This is a genomic window from Pedobacter sp. AK013 (assembly GCF_014205835.1).
In the GTDB taxonomy this organism is placed as follows: domain Bacteria; phylum Bacteroidota; class Bacteroidia; order Sphingobacteriales; family Sphingobacteriaceae; genus Pedobacter.
The window spans coordinates 65881-87233 of sequence record NZ_JACHCQ010000029.1; the positions used below are offsets into that span (position 1 = coordinate 65881).

21 protein-coding genes and 1 tRNA gene are annotated in these 21353 nt (G+C 38.4%); 6 read left to right on the top strand and 16 right to left on the bottom strand.

The window, feature by feature from the left end; all coding sequences use genetic code 11:
- Positions 1-2: 2 nt before the first annotated feature.
- The 12 genes from ruvA to HDC90_RS18535 form a co-directional block, all read right to left on the bottom strand.
- Positions 3-587 carry a Holliday junction branch migration protein RuvA gene (gene ruvA, locus HDC90_RS18480; RefSeq protein WP_184469016.1) on the bottom strand — a complete coding sequence of 195 codons (585 nt, stop codon included), beginning with the start codon at positions 585-587 and terminating at the stop codon, positions 3-5.
- Between the two features lie 6 nt (positions 588-593).
- Complete coding sequence (locus tag HDC90_RS18485) at positions 594-2915, bottom strand: NADP-dependent malic enzyme (protein WP_184469017.1); 2322 nt, start codon at positions 2913-2915, stop codon at positions 594-596.
- A gap of 280 nt (positions 2916-3195) precedes the next feature.
- Positions 3196-4599 (bottom strand): lytic transglycosylase domain-containing protein, encoded by a 1404-nt coding sequence (locus HDC90_RS18490; protein ID WP_184469019.1) that lies wholly within the window; start codon positions 4597-4599, stop codon positions 3196-3198.
- Positions 4600-4806: 207 nt separating this feature from the next.
- Complete coding sequence (gatA, locus tag HDC90_RS18495) at positions 4807-6225, bottom strand: Asp-tRNA(Asn)/Glu-tRNA(Gln) amidotransferase subunit GatA (protein WP_184469021.1); 1419 nt, start codon at positions 6223-6225, stop codon at positions 4807-4809.
- Positions 6226-6243: 18 nt separating this feature from the next.
- A complete protein-coding gene (locus tag HDC90_RS18500; protein WP_029986031.1) occupies positions 6244-6444 on the bottom strand; it encodes a twin-arginine translocase TatA/TatE family subunit in 201 nt (66 codons plus the stop codon).
- A gap of 10 nt (positions 6445-6454) precedes the next feature.
- Positions 6455-6814: a twin-arginine translocase TatA/TatE family subunit gene (locus HDC90_RS25570; protein WP_255497746.1), complete on the bottom strand. Its 360-nt coding sequence runs from the start codon at positions 6812-6814 to the stop codon at positions 6455-6457.
- 47 nt (positions 6815-6861) lie between these two features.
- Entirely contained in the window at positions 6862-8157 is a 1296-nt protein-coding gene (locus HDC90_RS18510) for a murein hydrolase activator EnvC (RefSeq protein ID WP_184469023.1), read from the bottom strand.
- A gap of 186 nt (positions 8158-8343) precedes the next feature.
- The gene (locus HDC90_RS18515; RefSeq protein ID WP_184469024.1) at positions 8344-9135 is read right to left on the bottom strand and encodes a DUF4292 domain-containing protein; all 792 of its coding nucleotides are present in this window, start codon (positions 9133-9135) and stop codon (positions 8344-8346) included.
- Positions 9113-10810 carry a tetratricopeptide repeat protein gene (locus HDC90_RS18520; RefSeq protein WP_184469026.1) on the bottom strand — a complete coding sequence of 566 codons (1698 nt, stop codon included), beginning with the start codon at positions 10808-10810 and terminating at the stop codon, positions 9113-9115. The genes HDC90_RS18515 and HDC90_RS18520 overlap by 23 nt, the downstream gene beginning before the upstream one ends.
- A 44-nt stretch (positions 10811-10854) precedes the next feature.
- Positions 10855-11286: a dUTP diphosphatase gene (dut, locus tag HDC90_RS18525; protein ID WP_184469028.1), complete on the bottom strand. Its 432-nt coding sequence runs from the start codon at positions 11284-11286 to the stop codon at positions 10855-10857.
- A gap of 33 nt (positions 11287-11319) precedes the next feature.
- Positions 11320-12801: a lipopolysaccharide biosynthesis protein gene (locus tag HDC90_RS18530; protein WP_184469030.1), complete on the bottom strand. Its 1482-nt coding sequence runs from the start codon at positions 12799-12801 to the stop codon at positions 11320-11322.
- A 77-nt stretch (positions 12802-12878) separates the two neighbouring features.
- Positions 12879-13151: an acylphosphatase gene (locus HDC90_RS18535; RefSeq protein WP_184469032.1), complete on the bottom strand. Its 273-nt coding sequence runs from the start codon at positions 13149-13151 to the stop codon at positions 12879-12881.
- 274 nt (positions 13152-13425) lie between these two features.
- On the opposite strand from HDC90_RS18535, the gene HDC90_RS18540 reads away from it, so the two are divergent.
- The 3 genes from HDC90_RS18540 (at position 13426) to HDC90_RS18550 (ending at position 16048) form a co-directional block, all read left to right on the top strand.
- A complete protein-coding gene (locus HDC90_RS18540) occupies positions 13426-13791 on the top strand; it encodes a hypothetical protein (protein ID WP_184469034.1) in 366 nt (121 codons plus the stop codon).
- A gap of 271 nt (positions 13792-14062) precedes the next feature.
- Positions 14063-14965 (top strand): AraC family transcriptional regulator, encoded by a 903-nt coding sequence (locus tag HDC90_RS18545; protein ID WP_184469036.1) that lies wholly within the window; start codon positions 14063-14065, stop codon positions 14963-14965.
- An 81-nt stretch (positions 14966-15046) separates the two neighbouring features.
- A complete protein-coding gene (locus HDC90_RS18550) occupies positions 15047-16048 on the top strand; it encodes an aldo/keto reductase (RefSeq protein WP_184469038.1) in 1002 nt (333 codons plus the stop codon).
- Positions 16049-16167: 119 nt separating this feature from the next.
- Here the strand turns inward: HDC90_RS18550 and HDC90_RS18555 are convergent, their stop codons facing one another.
- From HDC90_RS18555 to HDC90_RS18570, 4 genes are all read right to left on the bottom strand, one after another.
- Positions 16168-17124 (bottom strand): nitronate monooxygenase family protein, encoded by a 957-nt coding sequence (locus HDC90_RS18555; RefSeq protein WP_184469040.1) that lies wholly within the window; start codon positions 17122-17124, stop codon positions 16168-16170.
- A gap of 49 nt (positions 17125-17173) precedes the next feature.
- Positions 17174-18295: a Fic family protein gene (locus tag HDC90_RS18560; protein WP_184469042.1), complete on the bottom strand. Its 1122-nt coding sequence runs from the start codon at positions 18293-18295 to the stop codon at positions 17174-17176.
- Positions 18296-18501: 206 nt separating this feature from the next.
- Positions 18502-19668 carry an amidohydrolase family protein gene (locus HDC90_RS18565; protein WP_184469044.1) on the bottom strand — a complete coding sequence of 389 codons (1167 nt, stop codon included), beginning with the start codon at positions 19666-19668 and terminating at the stop codon, positions 18502-18504.
- A gap of 122 nt (positions 19669-19790) precedes the next feature.
- Positions 19791-19863 (bottom strand) — tRNA-Thr (locus HDC90_RS18570).
- 321 nt (positions 19864-20184) lie between these two features.
- Between HDC90_RS18570 and HDC90_RS18575 the strand changes: the two genes are divergently transcribed.
- The 3 genes from HDC90_RS18575 (at position 20185) to HDC90_RS18585 (ending at position 21284) form a co-directional block, all read left to right on the top strand.
- Positions 20185-20499 (top strand): hypothetical protein, encoded by a 315-nt coding sequence (locus HDC90_RS18575; RefSeq protein WP_184469046.1) that lies wholly within the window; start codon positions 20185-20187, stop codon positions 20497-20499.
- A gap of 79 nt (positions 20500-20578) precedes the next feature.
- Positions 20579-20890 (top strand): hypothetical protein, encoded by a 312-nt coding sequence (locus tag HDC90_RS18580; RefSeq protein ID WP_184469049.1) that lies wholly within the window; start codon positions 20579-20581, stop codon positions 20888-20890.
- 79 nt (positions 20891-20969) lie between these two features.
- On the top strand, positions 20970-21284 hold the full coding sequence (locus tag HDC90_RS18585; RefSeq protein WP_184469051.1) for a hypothetical protein: 315 nt from the start codon (positions 20970-20972) through the stop codon (positions 21282-21284).
- Positions 21285-21353: the final 69 nt, after the last annotated feature.

Genomic DNA, 21353 nt, shown 5'->3' on the forward strand with positions numbered 1-21353 from the left:
ATCTATAAAGTTTTCAAAGCTTGTTTAATTAAATGCTCTACCGAAAGGTTTCCCTCTGTCACTTTTAAAATCTGGTCTATAGTTTTTTCGGCGGTTTGTTTGGCGAATCCGAGCATTACCAATGCTGATAACGCTTCATCTTTAACAGTATTGTGTTGAGGCATAGAAATTAATGAATCTGCCCCTTCTTTTTTTAATTTATCCTGTAGTTCTAAAACCAGGCGTTGTGCGGTTTTTGCACCCAAACCCTTAATCCGCTGAAGGAGCGGCAAATCTGCTTTAACAATTGCAGTTTGAATCTCAACAGGAGTAATGGACGATAAAATCATCCTGCCCGTATTCGGTCCGATACCCGATACCGAAATTAAATGTAAAAATAAACGGCGTTCGCCTTCATCAGCGAAGCCGTATAATGTATGCGCATCTTCTTTTACATGCAGCCAGGTATATAATTTGCACCGTTCTGCATCGCCCAAAGCGCTATATGTATTTAAAGAAATGTTTATATGATAGCCTATACCTCCGGCTTCAACCACAACGTAAGCTGGGTTTTTGAATGTCAATCTACCATCAATATAGGCGTACATGTAATTCTACTTTTTAGTTGTTTTCCCAAATATACCTTTTCGTTTTGATGTTGCAATTTCTTCTTTTGCTTGCACATCTACAACAGCAATGGTAACCATATTGACGATTTCGCGTACAGAACTGCCTAATTGAACAATATGAACAGGTTTATTCAATCCTAACAGGATCGGACCAACCGCTTCTGCACCGCCAAGCTCTTGTAACAATTTGTATGCAATATTTCCCGACTCCAGATTTGGGAACACTAAAGTGTTCGCCGGGGCATCAGCCAAAGTGCTAAATGGAAAATTATCTTGCAACAGTTCGTTGTTGATGGCAAAGTTCCCTTGCATTTCTCCATCCACTACAATTTCCGGATGATTTTTATGAAGAAGCCTCACCGTTTCTCTTACTTTATTTGGGGTTACCCCATCGTTAGAGCCAAAGTTTGAATACGATAATAAGGCAATACGCGGTTTGATGTTAAACTGTTTAACAGATTTATCAATCAACAGTGTGATATCTACCAACTCTTCTGCAGTTGGATCTACGTTTACAGTCGTATCGCCAAAGAAAACAGGACCTTTTTTCGTCATCATCATGTACATACCTGCAACACGCTTAACGCCTGGTTCTACACCGATTACCTGCAGGGCAGGTTTAATGGTAGCACCATAATTTTTGGTCAAGCCCGAAATCATGGCATCAGCTTCGCCAAATTCAACCATCGAAGCACCATAATAGTTACGGTCTCTCAATAGCTTTGTAGCATCGCGCATCGAAGAAACTCCCTTGCGCTGGCGTTTCTTAAAAAGCGCTTCTGCATATTGTTGGGTTTTTTCAGGATTCTGCATCTGATCGATAATCTCTACCCCCTCAAGCTCCAGCGCATGCTCATCAATAATGGCCTGTATCTTCTCTTTATTTCCCAAAAGAATAGGAATGGCAATATTCTCATCTTTTACAATCTGAGCAGCCTTTAAAATTTTATAATTATCAGCCTCTGCAAATACCACACGTTTAGGCTCCATTTTCGCTTTGGTCGTTACCGCCCTCATGATGGCATCATCCAACCCTAAACGTTTCCTTAATTCTTCATTGTAGGCATCCCAATCGGTAATGATTTTTCTGGCCACGCCACTTTCAATTGCAGCTTTTGCCACGGCAGTTGATACTTCGGTAATTAACCTAAAATCAACAGGTTTAGGGATGATATAATCCCGTCCAAATTTTAAGTTACGCGCATTGTAGGCTAGGTTAACTGCTTCGGGAACCGATTTTTTGGCCAGCTCGGCAATCGCCCTAACCGCAGCTATTTTCATGGCTTCGTTGATACTGGTGGCCCGAACATCAAGCGCTCCACGGAAAATATATGGGAAACCCAGTACATTGTTCACCTGGTTCGGATAATCAGAACGGCCGGTAGCCATGATCAGATCTTTACGGGTTTTTATGGCCAGCTCATAGGCAATTTCAGGGTTTGGATTCGCCATTGCGAAAACAATTGGATTTTTGGCCATCCCCATTAACATATCAGGAGAAATGACGTTTGCTGCTGAAAGTCCGATAAAAACATCAGCCCCTTTCATTGCTTCTCCAATATTAGAAATGCCTTTTCTCGTGGTCGCAAAGCTCATGCGGATATCGTCCAGATCGGTACGGTGAATATCAATTAATCCATTGATATCGAACATCACCAAATTCTCTTTTTTAACCCCTAAGCTCAGGTACATTTTAGAGCAGGAAACTGCAGCAGCACCCGCGCCGCTTACCACAACCTGGATTTTATCTATTTTCTTTTTTTGGATTTCGCAGGCATTCAATAATGCTGCACCAGAAATAATGGCTGTTCCATGCTGATCATCGTGCATTACAGGGATATTCATCTCCTGTTTTAAACGGCGTTCGATCTCGAAACACTCAGGGGCCTTAATATCTTCCAGATTGATCCCTCCGAAAGTTGGCTCCAAAGCTTTAACGATTTTCACAAAATCATCCACATTCTCGGTATCCAGCTCGAGATCGAATACATCGATGTCGGAGAATATTTTAAACAGAAGGCCTTTACCTTCCATTACCGGTTTACCTGCCTCAGGACCGATGTTACCGAGCCCCAAAACGGCTGTTCCATTACTGATTACAGCGACTAAATTACCTTTAGCGGTATATTTATAAACATCCTCTGTATTGTTTGCTATCTTTAAACAAGGCTCTGCAACTCCTGGAGAGTATGCCAGGGTTAAATCCCTCTGCGATGTTGTTGGTTTAGTAGGTACTACTTGTATCTTTCCCGGACGGCCTTGCGAGTGGTAATCCAACGCATCTTGCTTTCTATTCGTATTACTCATTAAGTAACTTATTAGTGACGGCGCAAAGGTACAATTCTTTTTATGAGGCTTAAAATAAAAAGCCGTTCAAAAAAGTTAAATGAGATGAGAAGAGACTGAAGCGCAGTTCCTATGTTAAATAGGGAGAGAAATCTACTCAACTTCATTCGCATATCTCTTCGCTACTGTCGAGATGACCATAGCACAAAAGAAGCCTTTCATAGGTATCTTATTAAAGTAAAAATGCTATTTTAGAGTAAAAGAGGCATTCAAAAAGCTCAGTCTGATGATCTGACGTAAACTATCCCTTACTTATTTTCAGGATCATCCCTACCTGCAAACCTGCTTTTGATAAGTGATTGTCTCTTCTGATACTTTGAACGGTTGCACCGTCAAATTTCTCTGCAATTTCAGACAAGGTATCGCCTGTTTTTACTTTGTAGCTTAAAAACGATGATGGTGCTCTTAATGGTGCATGGGTTTTGGCATAGATCTTTAATCTTTGCCCTGGCACCAGGGTTTTGCTTTTTAAACCATTCCAAACCCTTAAATCTTGTACTTCTACACCGTATTTATCGGCAACGGTTGTTAAACTTTGCCCTGAGGTAACTTTATGATAAACTACAGCAGATGTAGCTACACTTTTAGTTTTTTTCTTTCTTAAATCTCTTACATCATCAGTACTGGCAGCCACCACTTTCATGTTCACATCAACTTCCTGGTTGTTTAACACATCGTAAATACCTGCATAATCGATACCCCTTAACTTGGGCATTATAATACGCTTCGGCTCATCGTCGGTACCGTTTACAATCTTTTTCTTATAAGATGGGTTTAGGGCCATTATGGCCTGTTCGTCAATATTAAGTGCTTTGGCCAGGGTAGCTAAGGATACAAAACGGGTAGTTTGAACAGTGTCGGTTTTCAGGAACATGTTCGAAGCCTGCGCCGTAATCTGATGTTTGTGTGAATAGTTCATCACATAAACAGCAGCAATAAATGCCGGCACATAATTTCTGGTTTCTTTGGGCAAAAACTGCCTGATTACCCAAAAATCCCTCGATCCTGCCTTATCAATAGCCCTGTTCACATTTCCCTTTCCGCAGTTATAGGCTGCAATGGCCAACAACCAGTCGCCAAGCTCTTCAAAAGCATCTCTAAAATAAGCTGCCGCAGCATAACTGGCCTGGATCGGATCTTTGCGTTCATCTACAAAGTTATCCATCTTTAATCCATAGGCCTTCCCAGTGCCAAACATAAACTGCCAGATACCTGTTGCGCCCACTCTCGAAATAGCATGCGGATTCATCTGTGATTCGACAATAGTTAAATATTTTATTTCCTGCGGAATGTTATAATCCTTTAAGGCCTTATCAAAAATTGGGAAGTAATAGCTCGATAAGCCGATCATTTTACCGAACATATCTTTACGCTTGGCATAAATATCGATATACTGCTGAACGTATTCGTTGTATGGAAGGGGTACCGTTTTAGCGATAGAATCTAGCCTGAGCTTGTAGATAAAGTTCTGCCCCATACTTAATGGGTTCTCAGAAACAACCGGTACAGCTACTGTATCGGTATTGATAAAAATGTTGTTATGAATCTTCGGAAGACTATCCAGTTTAAGCGTTTGTTGCGCGGAAGAGGAAGAAATATATCCTAAACTAGCACAAATTGAAGCAAAAAGTATTTTTTTAATCATGGGCTATTGGTTCAAATTTTCATTAACCGTGGTTTGTATCCTCACAAACCTTTATACAGATTTCTTTTTCTTTCCATAACAAGGAAAAATAAGAACCTGCGAACCTTCTAGACAATGCCTAGAAAACAGCTAATGAAATGCCATTGCCATACTTCACTATAACGCTTTTTGCATTAAATTGCTTCGTACCTCGCAATGACGATAAAACTATGATAAAAATGCCTGAGAAAAAGCCAAAAGCTTATCTTCCTCAAAATGTTTGGCTGTAAATTGTATACTTAACGGTAAACCTGCTGCATTATTGCCTATTGGCAAAGCAATAGCCGGATTTCCGCTTAAAGAAGGCAATACGGTAAAAATATCGGCCATATACATCACAATGGCATCCTGAACATTATCACCAATTTTAAAAGCTGCTGTAGGCGCTACGGGAGAAAGAATTAAATCATAATTCTGAAACAGCACATCCATTTTTTCTCTGATCAAGCGGCGAACTTGCTGTGCTTTTTGATAATAAGCATCGTAATATCCTGCACTTAAAACAAAAGTGCCTAAAAGGATGCGGCGTTTTACTTCTTCGCCAAAACCTTCGGCGCGGGATAATTTATAAAGTTCATTTAGCGATTTCGCTTCCATGTTGCGGTGTCCGTAATGAACGCCATCATAACGCGAAAGGTTTGAAGAAGCTTCTGCCGTTGTTAAGATATAATACGCCGGAACCAGATAATCTAACAGGTCAAAAGAAACATACTCAACAGTATGCCCATCAGCCTTGAGCTGCTCGATTGATTTTAAAATTGCAGATTTGATTTCGGGATCGAGGGCTTCGCTCTCAATAGTTTCTTTTAATACCGCTATTTTGTGTTTTTTACGTTCATCCAAATGAGCGGGATAATTGGGTACGGTAACAGGAGAAACTGTAGAATCATAGTCATCTGCACCGGCCAAAACCTGTAAAAGCAAGGCAGCATCTTCTACTGAAGATGTAATGGGTCCAACCTGATCGAAAGAGGAAGCATATGCAATAACACCATATCTTGAAATACGTCCATAAGTAGGCTTAAGCCCAATCTGGCCGCAAAATGCAGCTGGCTGTCTTACAGATCCACCGGTATCTGTACCTAGTGCCGACAAACACATATCGGCCTGAACGGCTACAGCCGAGCCTCCCGAAGATCCACCTGGAACAAGGTCAGGATTTGCTGCATTTTTAGCAACCCCATAGTATGAAGTTTCATTAGAGCCGCCCATAGCAAACTCGTCACAGTTTAAACGGCCAATAATAATGGCATCTTCCTGTAACAAACGTTGCACAACTGTAGAAGAATATGGAGATACAAAGCCTTCGAGCATTTTTGATGATGCCGTAACGATATGCCCTTCATAACAGATATTATCTTTAATACCAATTACCATACCTGCAAGCTTACCTGCAGTACCTTCTTCTATTTTTTGCTGTACCACTTTCGCTTGAACTTCGGCCGATAAAAAAAACACCTCATTAAATGCATTGAGGTGTTCATTATTTTCAATTTGCTTAAAATAATAAGCTAATAAATCGGGTAAAGTTAATTGCTTTTGCGAAATGAGTGTTTGAATCTCCTTAAGAGAGCTATATTTCTTCAAAACTAAAAATTATTGCAATTAAACGGTTTTATCGCGGTTAGATGGATCTACCTGATCGCCATCAACACCATCTTTACCATCTTTAAATTCTTTAACACCTTTACCTAAACCTCTCATCAGTTCAGGAATTTTTTTACCACCAAATAATAACAATACCACTACCGCAATAATGATAATTTCTGGTGTTCCAAGCATTGCTGCTATTGTTGTATTTAACATAACTTTTTGTTTAAACTTTTTCTTTGTCAGTTATAATTTTTTCGTCTGCAGGCTTACTGGTTTCAGTATGTGCAGCACTTTCAGCTACCTTTTCATCAACAGGCGATTCTTCTGTTGGATGATGGCGCTGGCTATGGTTTACCGCTGTTTCTTCTGCTTCCTCTTTATCTAAATCCATTGCATTAATATTCCTATGGATTTCACGCTTAACACCGTCAGAGGCATCTTTGAACTCTCTGATCCCCTTCCCTAGCCCTCTTGCAAGTTCCGGTAATTTTTTACCTCCGAACAACAATAGAACCACTACTAAAATGAGCACGATCTCCGATCCACCCATGTTTAAAAACTCTAATAACGTGCCTTGATACATCACTAATATAATTTATACAAATATAGACATTTTAACTTGTCTTAAGTTTATTTACTAATCCAAGCTTCAGGATTTAAAGTTCCCTGGCCTCTTCTAATCTGGAATTTTAAAATGGCGTCGTCACCAGTATTTGCCACAATCCCAATAGCCTGTTTGGTTTCAACTAAATTACCTACACTCACACTAACTGATCTTAAGTTCTGGTACACTGTAAAGTATTCACCATGGTTAATTACTACGGCAGTTCTACCCATAATGTTTTGCACCATAACAACCTTACCCGCAAATATACTTCTAACAGTTGCCCCATCAGTTGTAGTGATATCCACTCCATCGTTCGTATAACTTGCCTGGTCTAACTTATGCAAACCAAATCTTTCAGTTATTGTTCCTGTTGCTACAGGCCAAGGTAACCTTCCTCTGTTATTTTCAAAGCCTGCAGATAGTCTGGCGGCCTCTGGTGTAGCAGTAAGCAATTCTCCAGTCGATTTTGCTTTGGCAGTCGGTGTTGCAGGAGCTGTTGGTACAGGTTTATTTTCGGCCCTGGCTTTTGCTGCCGCTATCCTTGCCTCTTCAGCTGCTTTCCTTCTGGCCTCTTCGGCAGCCTTTCTTCTCGCCTCTTCAATGGCCCGCTGAATTGCAGCACTAATGGCCCTGTCTATCTGCGCCTGTTGTTTTTTACGGCTGGTAATATCCTGTTTAAACTGTTTTTCGTCCTTGCTCAGTTTATTTAGCACTACCGATTGTTCACTTTTATCCTTTCCTAAACGCTCACGCTCCCTTTCCTGTTCTTTCAACAGATTACTTTTTTCTCTCAGCGTTTTATCCAGAACTTTAATCTTTCCGTTCAGGTCCTGCTGTGTATTTTCAATGTATCCAGCCTGTTTTTTACGGTATTGACTAAACTGCTGTAAATATTTTATCCTTTTATATGCCTGGTTAAAATCTTTCGCCGCAAAAATGAACATCATTTTATCGTAGGAATTTCTGTTGCGCTGGGCAAAGCGGATCATTCCGGCATACTCTTTTTTAAGATCGCCTAACTGACCTTGTAATGTATGTACGGTATTTGTATTCTGAGAGATTTGTTTATCCAGATTTTTTATTTCAGAGTTGATTGTACCAATTTTATCCTGGCGCAACCTAATCTGGGCATTTATGGTGTTAATCTGCTGTATGGTAAGCTTTTTACCGCTGGCAGTTTTATTCAAATTCTTTTGAAGCTGTTCGATTTCGCGTTGTATAGCTTCTTTTTTCCTTCTGAGCTGGCTTTCAGTTTGTGCAACCGCCGAAAAGGTTAACACGCTTAAAAAAAGGATAAATAGGAGTTTTTGTAGCTTCATTAAGCCAAAAGTATAAAAATTTTGCAGTAAAAAATATTAAAATCGAGATGCTAAAGTCATAATTGCTTATTACAGAACTGTCTTCACTCAATCTTCATATACGGTGAAGATTGCCAAAGCCACTGTACCAGCCAGTATATGCGTTTGGCAAATCATTTATAGCATACAATAAGCAAGTTTTTAAGCTTACTTTACAATTGTAAATCTCTTTGGTACGTTAAACGGAAAATCGACTGGAACATTGCCATCAATTTTCACAAATTGAAGGTCGATATTTATTTTTTTTGCTTTAGATAGCGTTTTGATCTGCAATGCACTAGGAAATAAAGATTCGTTTAATTTTTGATAATCGGTATAAGTAACTTTTAAAGCCTGGCCGTTTTTAGCGTCGTTTAAATTGGTTTCCGATACTTTGAAAAGTGTGTTAAAAAGCAGTTTGTAATCTAACTCCGATTTGCTTCCAGAAACAACCCAAACACCATTTTCCTGTTTAACATCCGATTCAGGTGTTAAAAATTCGCCCATGGCATTGCCTGTTAAAATTGCCTGTAGTGTATTAAAGTTAACCTGTTTGTTGGTGAAATTGTAAATATAATTAAACGGTTTTTTTAGGTATTCGCTTCTCATCCGGTTCATGATCTTGATGCTATCAGGCGTAATCAAAGCCCTTGCCACCTCTGCCATTCCACCTAAGGCCGTAACGCTTACCCAAATGGTTTCCTTGTCTTTCATTTTGAAATTCATGGTTACATCATTTGCATCGCCGGCAATATCTAAAGTTGCTTTTGCTTTTAGAGAAAGTGTATTAAATTTAAGTTGTTTGCTATTTAATAAGGCTAAGGCTTCTGCTTTCGAATTATCTGTTTTGGTTTCTGTTTTGGCAGGAGGAGCCACTACAATTTCTTTTTTAGGTTTACATGCCGAAACAAAAATTACAGTGCCTAACAGGAATACACTATTTAAAATACTTCTTTTCATTTATTTTTTTTATTAATACTTCTGATCCGTTTCCGGCCTCTTTTGCCTTTTGCCATTGGACTAATGCAGCATCCTTTTCACCTTTCATAAAAAGTATATCGCCATATCGCTCCAAGTAAACACCATTTTTGCTGCTATTGTTTTGCAAAGCCTTTTCGATCCATGTTTTCGCCAAATCGTATTTTTGCTGTTTAAACAGGATAAAGGCATAGGTATCTACAATTGAGGGATTATTGGGCATTGCATTGGCCGCTGTTTCTGCATATTTTGCTGCCTTTGTTAAATCGTCATTTCTTAACGCCAAATAGTAGGCATAATTATTCATGATGAGATAATTATCGGGCTCTATCGAAATGGCTTTTTCGAAAGCTGTTTTAGCCGGTGCAAAATTATTCTGGTTGATGTAGATATCGCCCTGTAGTGCATAAATTTGCGCCTGCAGGCTTTTATTCTCCACATCCAATTGTAACGAGGTTTTTAAATTGTTTTGGGCAGGCTCGTATTTACCGGTTTTAAACAGGGCATAAGCCATATAGTAATATAAACTGGCCTGATTGGGATAAATACTTAAAGCCTCATCGCCAACCTTTATGGCTTCCTCGTAGTGCCCAAGTAATGTTTGGATATTAATGACCTGTTCCCAAACTGCATAAACCTGTTCGTTAAGTTTCAAAGCAGCCTGATATTGTACCAATGCCTCTCTTAAATTGTTCTGCTGATAAAGCACATCGCCATAAAGTGCCAATGCTTTTGCTTCAGACGGATTTTTTTCTGCAACTAACTTACTTAGCTCAGTTACATTTTTGGCAACAACGGGCTGGCTAATTTTCGGAAAAAGTGCAGCAATAATCTTCACCTTTTCTGCAAGTGGCATTTCATTGCTTTCGAAGGCCAATTTTAAGGAAGAAAATGCAGCTTCATCATTTTTCTGCTTACGGTAAATATCTGCTAAAGCCAGGTTTACCTCAAAACTATTCGGTTCCAGTTGCTGTGCTTTGGTTAATACCTTTAATGCTTCCGGATCATTTCCCTTTTGTAAAAGTAAACCTGCTGCATATAAATAGTTCTTTACATCGGCCTGATTGCCTTCCAATAATTTTACAATATCACTTTCAGTGGCATTGCCGTTAGATTGCAATCGCTTTCTGGCATTTACCAGATCTCTGGAATCGCCAAATTTACCCTGAATTTCATCATAGGTCTTTTTTGCGGCATCTAACTGATTATCCAAAAATTGTGCATTGGCCTTATCAAAATAATAGGCATCGTTTTCAGGATCCAGACGGATCAGCTGGTTAAACACCTCGATCAGCTCGGGCATTTTATTGGTGCGTTTATATACCTCTCCAAGTAAGCGCCAGTACCATAAATTGCCAGCGTTTAATTTAATTGCCTGTTTTATGTTCTGTTCAGCTTCGGGGAGCTTGTCTAAACGTAGGTTTGCATTGGCCAACTCGAAGTAGGCCGCATGGTTATTCGGGTCTAAGCCAACAATTTTATTGAAATTGGTAGAGGCAACAACATAATTTTCAGACATTTTCTCCCGTAAGCCCGCAAAAAACAATTGTTTCACCATATTGCTATCGCGATTGGTACTTGGCGTAACCGTTCCCTGCCCAAAAGCCTGGAAGCCCACCAAAGTAGCTCCGATAAGAAAATGTACTTTATACTTCATATCATTCAAAAATTAACTCCAAACCGAAAATGGCCAACTTCAAACTATTTCCCTGTATGCCCGTAGCCACCCGCCCCGCGCGCTGTTTCCCCTAATTGCTCTACAGGTTGCCAGCTAACGGTTTCGTGTTTTGCAACAACCATTTGTGCAATTCTATCACCATCAACGATTTTAAAATCTGTATCTGATAAATTTACCAATAAAACTTTTATTTCACCACGGTAATCGGCATCAATTGTACCAGGTGCATTTACAATGCTAATACCATGCTTATAGGCCAATCCGCTTCTCGGTCTGATCTGTGCTTCAAAACCAACCGGCAATTCAATAAATAAGCCTGTTGGCACCAATAATCTTTGCAAAGGTTTCAATACTACTTCTTCAGTTAGTGATGCTCTCAGATCCATACCAGCTGCATGCAAAGTTTCATATTGTGGAAGCGGATGTTTGGATGTATTGATAATTTTTATTTCCATTTCTTGTGTGATGTGAGATTGGAGAAAATGAGGCTATTTTTTTAACATTTTTACTATGTTATTTTTCTCAAAATAGAAAATTCCCATGAGGAATAGCACTAAAATGCCATTTCCGATATAAATATTGCGTTCAAATATCCAAAAAGAAAGATAGACTAAAAATACAGAAACTAACAAATAGGCAACCATACGTTTCAAATTGTAAGGAATGGGATAGTGTTTTTGCCCCAGCACGTAAGAAATAACCATAATAATAAGGTAGGCAAACATTGATACCCAAGCCGAGCCAATATAACTGTATTTTGGTATTAAAATGATATTCATTATAATAGTAAAAATAGCTCCAACGGAAGATATATATAAACCGAAGCGAGTTTGATCTGATAAACGGTACCAAACCGATAAATTCATATAAATACCAAGACAAACATAGCCAAACAATAAGTATGGCACAGCACCAAGGCCTACCCAGTAAGGTGGTGAAATAAAATGTTTTATAAGCTCAATATTTGCAGTTAAGCCAACGAAGAGTACAGATAATGCCAATACAAAATAATATAAAATGGTGGCATAGGTTTGCTTGGCATTGGCATTTTTAGCATGACTAAAAAAGAAAGGTTCTGCACCTAACCTAAATGCAGTATTAAAAATACTAATAAAAATGGCCAGTTTACTCACGGCACCATATATACCAATATCGTGATCAGCAATATTAGTTGGCAAATATTTACTCAATAAAATTTTGTCAAGTGTTTCGTTAATGATAAACGATAGATTAGCCACAAGCACAGGCCAGCTGTAACCAAACATTTTGTTAAATAACGCTTTATTAAACTTAAACTGGATTTCTAAAAACTGTGGAAATAACATTACAAACGTAATGATACTTGCAATTAAGTTGGAAACAAAAACATAACCAACCCATTTGCTTTTATACCAGGAGGCTAGCCAGTGACTTAGAAAACCATCATTTTTAATTAACCACGGAATAACAAAGATAAATAGGAGGTTAAAGCCTACAAAGATGCCAATATTTAAGAACTTAATCAGGCTATAACGAAACGGTTTCCCATCAGCCCTAAGTTTAGCAAAAGGAATTACGCTAATTGCATCAACAAATAAAATCCATACAAAGTATTGTACATATAATTTCTGGTTAGCTAGTTCAGAAATACTTCCATTTAAGGTAAACCTGGCTAAATAATCTGAAAAAACCAATCCAGTTATCAGGAAAAGCATGGAAATAAAAGCTATAACCAAAAAACTATTATTGTACACTTCCTGTTTTTTATCCTCGTGTTTATTTAGATAACGGAAAAATGTGGTTTCCATTCCAAACGCCAAAATTGGGTTGATGGTTGAGGCGTAACTAAACATCTTGGTAAATATCCCATACACACTTGTTGGATAAACTCTTGTGTAAATTGGGGTTAAGATGAAATTGAATAAACGCGAAAAGATGGTACTTAAACCGTAAATTAGCGTTTGTCCAGCGAATTTTTTATATACAGACATTTATATTGAGATTTGAGTACTGCGTATTGAGATAGGCTCCTTAACGGAACAATATAGCAATCCAACAATTCAGCAATTTATTTTCTTAAAATTTCAAAATTACGATAGTTTTTTACTTCGGCTTCACTTACCACAACATTTTCTACACGCGAACGATCGGGGCCTTCGTGGCACCAGTTTACAAATTCTTCCAGAAAAATGGCTTCACCCTCTGCTTCGATATATACTGAGCCGTCTTTTTCGTTCCTCACAAAACCATTTACCATCATTTGGTTGGCAATAATTTTAGTAGTTTCCCTAAAACCAACGCCCTGCACTTTTCCCGTTACTGTTATATTGAGATGTTTCATTTATTGCCCTAAAGTTGAAATGTTTAAAGCTGCAAAGGTAAATGAATTATCATAATTCTTTAATACCTTTTAACAACGGTATCGAGTTGATTTAACGTAGTTGCAGGTTATGTTATTTTGCAGACTAGTTTCGTCCTTTACCATCAAAATATTCGCAAAAACGGGAGAATTACCCACCAAGTCGAAAGTTATAATTAGACTGGTTATCATTAACAATATTTTTTCCTGAATAGGCTAACATTTAGGTAATTTGAATTTTAAAACGGAGACGATAATGAGTGTACATATAGGATTGATGATCTGGAAAGAAATGAAGACCAAAGAAATTTCTGTTTCCACATTCGCAGAAAAAATGGCCATTAGCAAAACCAAGGCGCAGGAAATCATCAATAGTTCCACCCTCGATGTTTCCTTACTTGCTACTGTGAGTGAAATACTGGGTTTCAATTTTTTCAGCTATTACGAAAAGGGTAAGCTATTCTCCGAACTCACTCAAAAGGAAACACAGGCATCTGCAGAAGAGATTAAAAGACTAAAAAGCCTGCTAAGTGAGAAAAACAAAACCATCGAACTTAAAGATAAAATTATCCAAAACCTCTCACACACCGTTTCCTTACTCGAAAAAGTCCAATACCGTTAATTTGGAGGGGAAACAAAATCGCCTGGAAAAATAATTTTATCTCACGCGTTTTGCGATATTATTGATGACACGTCCCAATTACATTAAAAGATTTTTGGTTGAGCATGTTTTAAATCTTTTCAGTCAAAAATTTACCCTCGGATTTCTATGCCTTTTAAAATAAATGTACCTTAACAGCGTACATTTAAAACGCAATCCAGGAATTATTCCCCGTCTAAGAAAAAATTAAGATCTTCAGTAGATTTATTTGATTTTTATAAATTTGTAATAGATGCAAGTTGAAAGCGTAAGCGATTTTTATGGCAGGCTTCCCAGCCATGCGCCAACAGAGGTTCCGTTAAATAATGCGGGCATCGGGCATATCAATGTATTCTCTAGGGAGAGCTGCGCAGTGCTGAGCCCTTATAGCCGTCGGGATTTTTATAAGGTGTCACTAATTATAGGCAGCGGTAAGATCTATTACGCAGATAAATGGATACAGATCGACCGGCCGGCACTACTGTTCTCTAACCCCATTGTACCTTACTCATGGGAGGCAGAATCAGAAGAACAGTCGGGCTGGTATTGCCTTTTTACAGAAGAATTCATTCAACATAGCGAGCGGGTTTATTACCTGCGCGACTCACCTTTGTTCAAGATTGGCTGTAACCCTATATTTTTTCCTGATGAGGCACAATTGACCGAAATTTCGACCATATTTAAAAAAATGCAGGCAGAAATGTGCTCTATTTATCCATATAAATACGATGTTCTGCGTAGCTTTCTCCACCTGTTGATACATGAAGCGATGAAAAATAATCCGGCTACGAATTTTCATAACTATGCCAATGCCTCCTCAAGAGTGTCTGATCTGTTTCTTGAACTATTAGAAAGGCAATTCCCCATTGATTCGCCAGCATCTGTACTCAAGTTGAAAAATCCAACTGATTATGCCACTGCCCTCTCTGTACACATCAATCACCTCAACCGCTCAGTAAAAGAGGTGACCGGAAAAACCACAAGTGCCCATATTGCTGCCCGGATTATTAAAGAAGCTAAAGCTTTATTACAGCATACTGATTGGAACATAGCCGATATTGCCTACAGCCTCGGTTTTGAATATCCTTCTTATTTCACTTTGTTCTTTAAAAAACATACCGGTTTGGCCCCCACCCGTTCGCGGCAGGCTGTTTGATTATTATAAGGATCTGTTTGATGGTTATAAGTGGTGGTTTTATTTCAATATCTACATTTGAGAAAACAAAATATAACAACTATGAAATACAGAAAACTTGGAAAAACAGACGAACAACTATCTGCACTTGGCCTTGGCTGCATGGGCATGAGCTTTGCGTATGGTCCTACAAATGATAAAGAAAGTTTGGCAACTTTGGAGAAAGCCCTCGACCTTGGCATCAACTTCTGGGATACGGCTGATATGTATGCCAATGGTGCCAATGAAGAATTGATCTCCAAAATACTGGTACCCAACCGCAACAAGGTATTTATCGCAACAAAATTTGGTTTCCGTTTTAAGGATGGCATAGCCGGACCTAGTAGCGCTGTAGGAACATATTTTGATGGCTCTCCGGCCTGGATAAAAATTGCAGTTGAACAGAGCCTGAAACGTCTGAAAATTGACACCATTGACCTTTACTATGCTCATAGGGTAGACCCTAATGTGCCTATTGAAGAAACCGTTGGTGCCATGGCCGATCTGGTAAAAGAAGGCAAGGTGCGCTATCTTGGACTAAGCGAGGCTTCTGCCGCTTCCATCAGAAAGGCCCATGCCGTGCACCCAATTGCGGCACTGCAAAGTGAATATTCGCTGTTGAGCAGGGATGTTGAAAATGGCATATTGCAAACAACCCGCGAACTTGGCATTTCGCTTGTACCCTACTCTCCATTGGCAAGGGGCCTGGTTACCAATACGCTTGATGTAAATATTCTAGCTGATGACGATTTTAGAAGAACTTTGCCACGTTACCAACAAGAAAATGTAGCAAACAACAATAAATTAATAACGGAATTTGCCGCATTTGCAGCGTCCAAAAGCTGCACAGCTGCACAACTTGCATTAGCTTGGGTTTTGGCACAAGGTGATGACACCATTCCTATTCCTGGAACCAAGAAAAGAAAATACCTGGAAGAGAATGTTGGTGCGATTGAAGTTGAATTAACTGGCACCGATCTTACAGAGATTAATGGACTGATTAAGCAATATCCAGTAATAGGCGAGCGGTATAGCGAGGCTGCAATGAAAATGGTTAACCATTAGGTGATAAACCAAAGCAAAATGCCCCTTATAATAATTTCGTATAAGGGCATTTGACTTTGTAAAATTATTTCGGCTGGAAAAGATGTGATAAGCCGCTAAATTGCAAAGAATATGTTGATTTAGCTATCCAATTCGTTTTGTACTTGTGTAAGGCGGGTAATTTCTACTTTAAATTCCTGCCATATTTCTTCGAGTATAGCCCTTGCAGGTTTAATTTCATTCAGCATTGCCGAAACCTGACCGATTTCGAGTTCGCCTTTTTCTATATCACCTTCAAACATCCCCAGTTTCGCCCGGGCATGTCCTAAAAGTGTTGCCAGCTCGTTCTGGCTTGCTCCTTCAGCTTCAGCATTGGCAATAGCATCAGCAAATTCATTCTTCAGTAACCTCACCGGAACCAGTTTTTTCATGGCTAACTTAGTATCGCCCTCAGTAGCCGCAATAATTTTATGTTTAAATGCCTGATGAGCAGACGATTCTTCGGCCACAGCAAAAGCCGAACCGATTTGAACTGCATCAGCACCCAAGGCAAATGCAGCAAGCATCGCCTTACCACTCCCGATACCACCGGCAGCGATGACCGGAATTTTAACAACCTTTTTTATCATTGGAATTAAACACATGGTGGTGGTTTCTTCTCTCCCATTATGCCCACCCGCCTCAAAGCCTTCGGCAACAATGGCATCAACACCCGCATCCTGAGCTTTTATGGCAAATTTTGTATTCGCAATTACATGAACAACAGTAATGCCCTTTTCTTTTAAAAAACTGGTCCATGTTGCAGGATTACCAGCAGAAGAAAATACAATTTTTACTTTCTCTTCAACTACTACATCTATAATTTCTTGAATATTAGGATAGAGCAAAGGAATGTTAACGCCAAATGGCAGTTGGGTTGCTAATTTGCATTTTTGAATGTGCGCCCTTAAAACGTCAGGATACATCGAACCTGCTCCAATAATACCGAGCCCCCCTGCATTAGAAACCGCTGAGGCCAATCTCCAGCCACTGCACCAAACCATTCCGGCCTGTATAATAGGGTATTTAATATTGAATAGTTTACAGATGGGATTCATGAGGAAAATTTACTATACAAAACGGCTGACAAATTATTGAAATATAACTTTATTCTGAAAGAATTCTATATAATTCTAAATTAAGAAAATAGTGTCCTTTGCCTATACTTCTTTTTTCAAGAATGCCCATCTCTGTTAGCTGATCCAAATATTTTCTCGCTGTATTTTCTGCGTAAGTTCCTGTTTTAACTAAATGTTGAACCCGGGTAAAGGGCTGAGTAAATATTGAACTTATCAATGAATCCGGTCGCTGAATGTCTGTATTAACCAAAACCGCATCTGTAATTGCTTCCTTAGCTGTTATAATATCATTGATCTTATCAAAGGTTATATTTGCAGTTACTTCGACTGCTTTAAGCATATAAAGTAACCAGTTTTTCCAATTTCCCCGCTGAGTAATACCGGCAAGGCCTGCATAATATTCTTCTTTATTTTGCATAATATATTTACTCAGAAAAAGTATCGGATAGTCGAGCAGCCCTTTTTTTGTTAAATAATTTATATTAAAAATTCTTCCAGTTCTACCATTACCGTCACGAAACGGATGTATAGCCTCGAACTGATAATGTGCTATAGCCATCTTAAGCAATGGATCCAAGGGATAATTAACCTCATCGTTAAGAAATTTAATTAAATTATCCATTTTGGTTTCAATTATTCCTGCACCTCTTGGTGGAGTATAAAATACTTTCCCTGCGTTAGGTCCGCTTCCACCTTCTTTAATTACAATCTGAGCCACTGGAGGGCGAATACCATCATTGAATTGACTAACAATACGGTACATTTTCACAAAATATTCTATATCTAGAGCCTTATGTTCCTGAAGGTATTGATGGCCTTTCCATAAAGCTTCTCTATAATGCAGAATTTCTTTAGCGGGACCATTTACCTGACTAACATTTTCTTCACTATACGCCTTGTAGAGTTCATCATCAGTAGTGAAAATATTTTCAATTGCGCTTGACGCTTTGGCCTCTTGCAAACTTATTGAATTAATAAGCAGCCCTTGATTTGGAATAGCAATACTTCTACCTTGCAGGCGTGCCAAGGCTGCTTTGCTATCACCGAGTTGTAACAGAATATCAACGTCAAGATAGATATTTGGATCAATAGGAAGCTCAGGAAGTGCATTCCATGGTTTTGTACGATCCGGGTTTATTATAATTGCCATGTTCAAATATAATTTTTTAACATTAAAAAATTATATTTTTAAGGCAAATAAGCAAAATCGCATTAAAATAATTGAAATCATATCCTTAAACATTAAAAATGTTAATTTTTAATGTTTAATGGACTAATCGACATTAAAGCTTCTGACGAGATCAGCATGAACTTTAAAACAAGCGATTTTTAAGATTATTAAAAATAATACTTTCTTTAAATCAGCCGCTGCACTTTGTCGCTTTCAATTTTAAAATCAGCCGACAATTGGATTAAATTCAATCCTGGCGTTTTACCCACTTCTATTGTTCCTAACTGCTTGTCGAGTGCTAAAAATTCGGCTCCGTTTACAGTTGCCCAGGTCAAAAGTTTTTCAAAAGCAACCTGCTTATGCTTCTGCAAGGTGAGCATTTCTGATAGAATATTAAGTTGATGATTGCTAGCCAAACTATCTGTCCCCAAGGTAATCTTTACGTTTTCATCAATTAACAGATCTACATCAGGTAAAGTATTTTCGATATATAAATTGGCCTGCGGGCAAAGGCACCAATATAAATTATTGTTGTGTTCTTTTGCAAAAGCAATATCAGCTTTACTCGAAACCGTGTTGTGCACCAACAAAGTTTTTTGCTCCTTAATATGTAGCAGCCAAGTTTGTAAAGATGTTTTTTTTGTAGGGACAAAGAAAGAAATATCCAGTCCTAAGAATTGATATAGATCTAAAAATCCACCTGTTTTATTTTCGAAGAAAGCATTTTCATCTTCTGTTTCCTGATTGTGAACACTAATAAAGGTATCGGCTTTTTGGGCTTCATCCCTTATTAATTCGAATAATTGAGGAGATACCGAATAAGGTGCGTGCGGAACTATGGATGCCGGAAGCGGTTCAAAATCCTGCTTAATCCCCTTAACATAATCCATTATGGTACCTGCACGTTCAGGGTTAAAGCCCATTGCTTCTATAAAAGTGTGATAACGGATTTTGCTTTTTTCTTTTACTTCCTTTGAAGAAATCTGATTGGAAATATCACCTACAGCTACAATACCATTTTCAAACATTTTCTTATCGGCAGCGTACATCGCCGCTTTAATCTCGTCTATATCGCCCTGTCTGCTTTTAATTATGTGCTGCACAAATTCTACCAAACCCGTTTGCTTGGGAATTTTGCCTAGTAGATGTGATAGTTCTAAATGGCAATGGGTATTGATAAAGCCAGGAACGATTGCGCCTTTATACACTATGATATCCAAATCAAGATGCCCAGCCTCTTCTTTGGTTAACACTTCTTCAATTTTGCCATCTGGATTTACAGCTACCACCCCATTTTTAATTGGTGGAGATGAAACAGGAAAGATCCAATTTGCTGAAAAGTATTTTAACATATCGCAAATTAGCGGAATAACCGGATCAAATAAAAATATTTTCTATACCTGGCTTATTTTGATGGTAAAATGATTTCTAGAATTACTTCTCTAAAGAAATTAGAAAAATGGGAAAGAAAAAGAGCCTCCTATCGGAATCGAACCAATGACCTACTGATTACAAGTCAGTTGCTCTACCAGCTGAGCTAAGGAGGCTTTTAATCGGGCTGCAATGATAGAAAAAAATCTTCTTTTTTACAAAATAGATTTTCTTTTTTGAAAATATTAAGTATGCTGTCAGATGGCAACATCAGACGGCACAAGAACGCTCTACAAGCAATCAGCATTCCAACCATGAAAAATAACGGCAAAACTTGTAGTCATTCACCACAAAGTGTGGAGAAGCTCTACAATTCTAAAATTCTGGCACACACATAAACACCTAAAAAACAGATGTTTAAACAAATTTAACGGTTTGGCATTATTGTGAAACATTAGCAAGTATTGTTACACAAATTAAATTTTTAAATATATACTATGAAAAAGTTCGTTTTAGCAGCTACAGTATTAGCATTAGCAGGATTCTCAACAGTAAAAGCAAGTGAAGTAAAAGATTTTAAAACTACAGCAATTGTTGCAGTTCAAGACAGTGCAGTGAAAACTCCAGTTAAATTGGAAGAGCTTCCTGCTCCAGTTACAACAGCATTAAAATCTGATGCGTATAAAGGATGGACCGCTACCGAAGCTTGGTCAGTAAAAGAAGGTGCCAAAGAGTATTATTTAATCAACGTTAAAAAAGAAGCTGAAACCGGTTCAGTTAAAATCGACAAAGACGGTAAACCGGTTCAATAAGTAAAAATCGCTTAACGCTTCATTATTAACAAGTATTTAACGTAACAAGAGTTACAAACCATATTTAAAAACAGATATCATGAAAAAGATCATTTTAGCCGCTACTTTAGCATTCGCAGGATTCACAGCAGTACAAGCAAGTGAAGTAAATACAATTAAAACCGCTGCAATTGTTGCAGTTCAAGACAGTGCCGTAAAAACTCCAGTTAAATTGGAAGAATTACCAGAACCAGTAACAACCGCATTAAAATCGGATGCATACAAAGGTTGGACAGCTACAGAAGCTTTCTCTGTTAAAGAAGGTACTAAAGCATATTACTTAATCAATGTTAAAAAAGAAACAGAAACTGGTTCTGTTAAAATTGATAAAGACGGTAAACCTGTTCAATAATTTCAAATAAATACGCCGTAGAGGCATTAATTAATATAAGCGCGGCCTTCGGGCTGCGCATTAAACTAAAAGACATACCATGAAAAAATTAATTTTATCAGCTGCGTTCTTAGCTTTTGCAGGATTCTCGGCAGTACAGGCAAGTGAAGTAAATACAATCAAAAATGCTGCAATTATTGCAGTTCAAGATAGCGCAGTAAAAACTCCTGTTAAATTGGAAGAGCTTCCGGCTCCAGTTACAACAGCATTAAAATCTGATGCATACAAAGGATGGACCGCTACTGAAGCCTGGTCAGTAAAAGAAGGTACCAAAGAATATTACTTAATCAATGTTAAAAAAGAAGCAGAAACTGGTTCAGTTAAAATTGATAAAGACGGTAAGCCAGTACAATAAAAACCCAAATAATTACATCTACCTATTATAAGAAAGCCGGATTATGTCCGGCTTTTCTTATTTTTGTTA

Coding starts and splice junctions, on each gene's coding strand:
- HDC90_RS18490 (WP_184469019.1), bottom strand. CDS start 4,599: ATGATTAAAAAAATACTTTTTGCTTCAATTTGTGCTAGTTTAGGATAT.
- HDC90_RS18510 (WP_184469023.1), bottom strand. CDS start 8,157: ATGAAGCTACAAAAACTCCTATTTATCCTTTTTTTAAGCGTGTTAACC.
- HDC90_RS18540 (WP_184469034.1), top strand. CDS start 13,426: ATGAGTGTACATATAGGATTGATGATCTGGAAAGAAATGAAGACCAAA.
- dut (WP_184469028.1), bottom strand. CDS start 11,286: ATGGAAATAAAAATTATCAATACATCCAAACATCCGCTTCCACAATAT.
- HDC90_RS18500 (WP_029986031.1), bottom strand. CDS start 6,444: ATGTTAAATACAACAATAGCAGCAATGCTTGGAACACCAGAAATTATC.
- HDC90_RS18515 (WP_184469024.1), bottom strand. CDS start 9,135: ATGAAAAGAAGTATTTTAAATAGTGTATTCCTGTTAGGCACTGTAATT.
- HDC90_RS18545 (WP_184469036.1), top strand. CDS start 14,063: ATGCAAGTTGAAAGCGTAAGCGATTTTTATGGCAGGCTTCCCAGCCAT.
- HDC90_RS18530 (WP_184469030.1), bottom strand. CDS start 12,801: ATGTCTGTATATAAAAAATTCGCTGGACAAACGCTAATTTACGGTTTA.
- ruvA (WP_184469016.1), bottom strand. CDS start 587: ATGTACGCCTATATTGATGGTAGATTGACATTCAAAAACCCAGCTTAC.
- HDC90_RS18555 (WP_184469040.1), bottom strand. CDS start 17,124: ATGAATCCCATCTGTAAACTATTCAATATTAAATACCCTATTATACAG.
- HDC90_RS18585 (WP_184469051.1), top strand. CDS start 20,970: ATGAAAAAATTAATTTTATCAGCTGCGTTCTTAGCTTTTGCAGGATTC.
- HDC90_RS18580 (WP_184469049.1), top strand. CDS start 20,579: ATGAAAAAGATCATTTTAGCCGCTACTTTAGCATTCGCAGGATTCACA.
- HDC90_RS18520 (WP_184469026.1), bottom strand. CDS start 10,810: ATGAAGTATAAAGTACATTTTCTTATCGGAGCTACTTTGGTGGGCTTC.
- HDC90_RS18535 (WP_184469032.1), bottom strand. CDS start 13,151: ATGAAACATCTCAATATAACAGTAACGGGAAAAGTGCAGGGCGTTGGT.
- HDC90_RS18565 (WP_184469044.1), bottom strand. CDS start 19,668: ATGTTAAAATACTTTTCAGCAAATTGGATCTTTCCTGTTTCATCTCCA.
- HDC90_RS25570 (WP_255497746.1), bottom strand. CDS start 6,814: ATGTATCAAGGCACGTTATTAGAGTTTTTAAACATGGGTGGATCGGAG.
- HDC90_RS18485 (WP_184469017.1), bottom strand. CDS start 2,915: ATGAGTAATACGAATAGAAAGCAAGATGCGTTGGATTACCACTCGCAA.
- HDC90_RS18575 (WP_184469046.1), top strand. CDS start 20,185: ATGAAAAAGTTCGTTTTAGCAGCTACAGTATTAGCATTAGCAGGATTC.
- HDC90_RS18550 (WP_184469038.1), top strand. CDS start 15,047: ATGAAATACAGAAAACTTGGAAAAACAGACGAACAACTATCTGCACTT.
- HDC90_RS18560 (WP_184469042.1), bottom strand. CDS start 18,295: ATGGCAATTATAATAAACCCGGATCGTACAAAACCATGGAATGCACTT.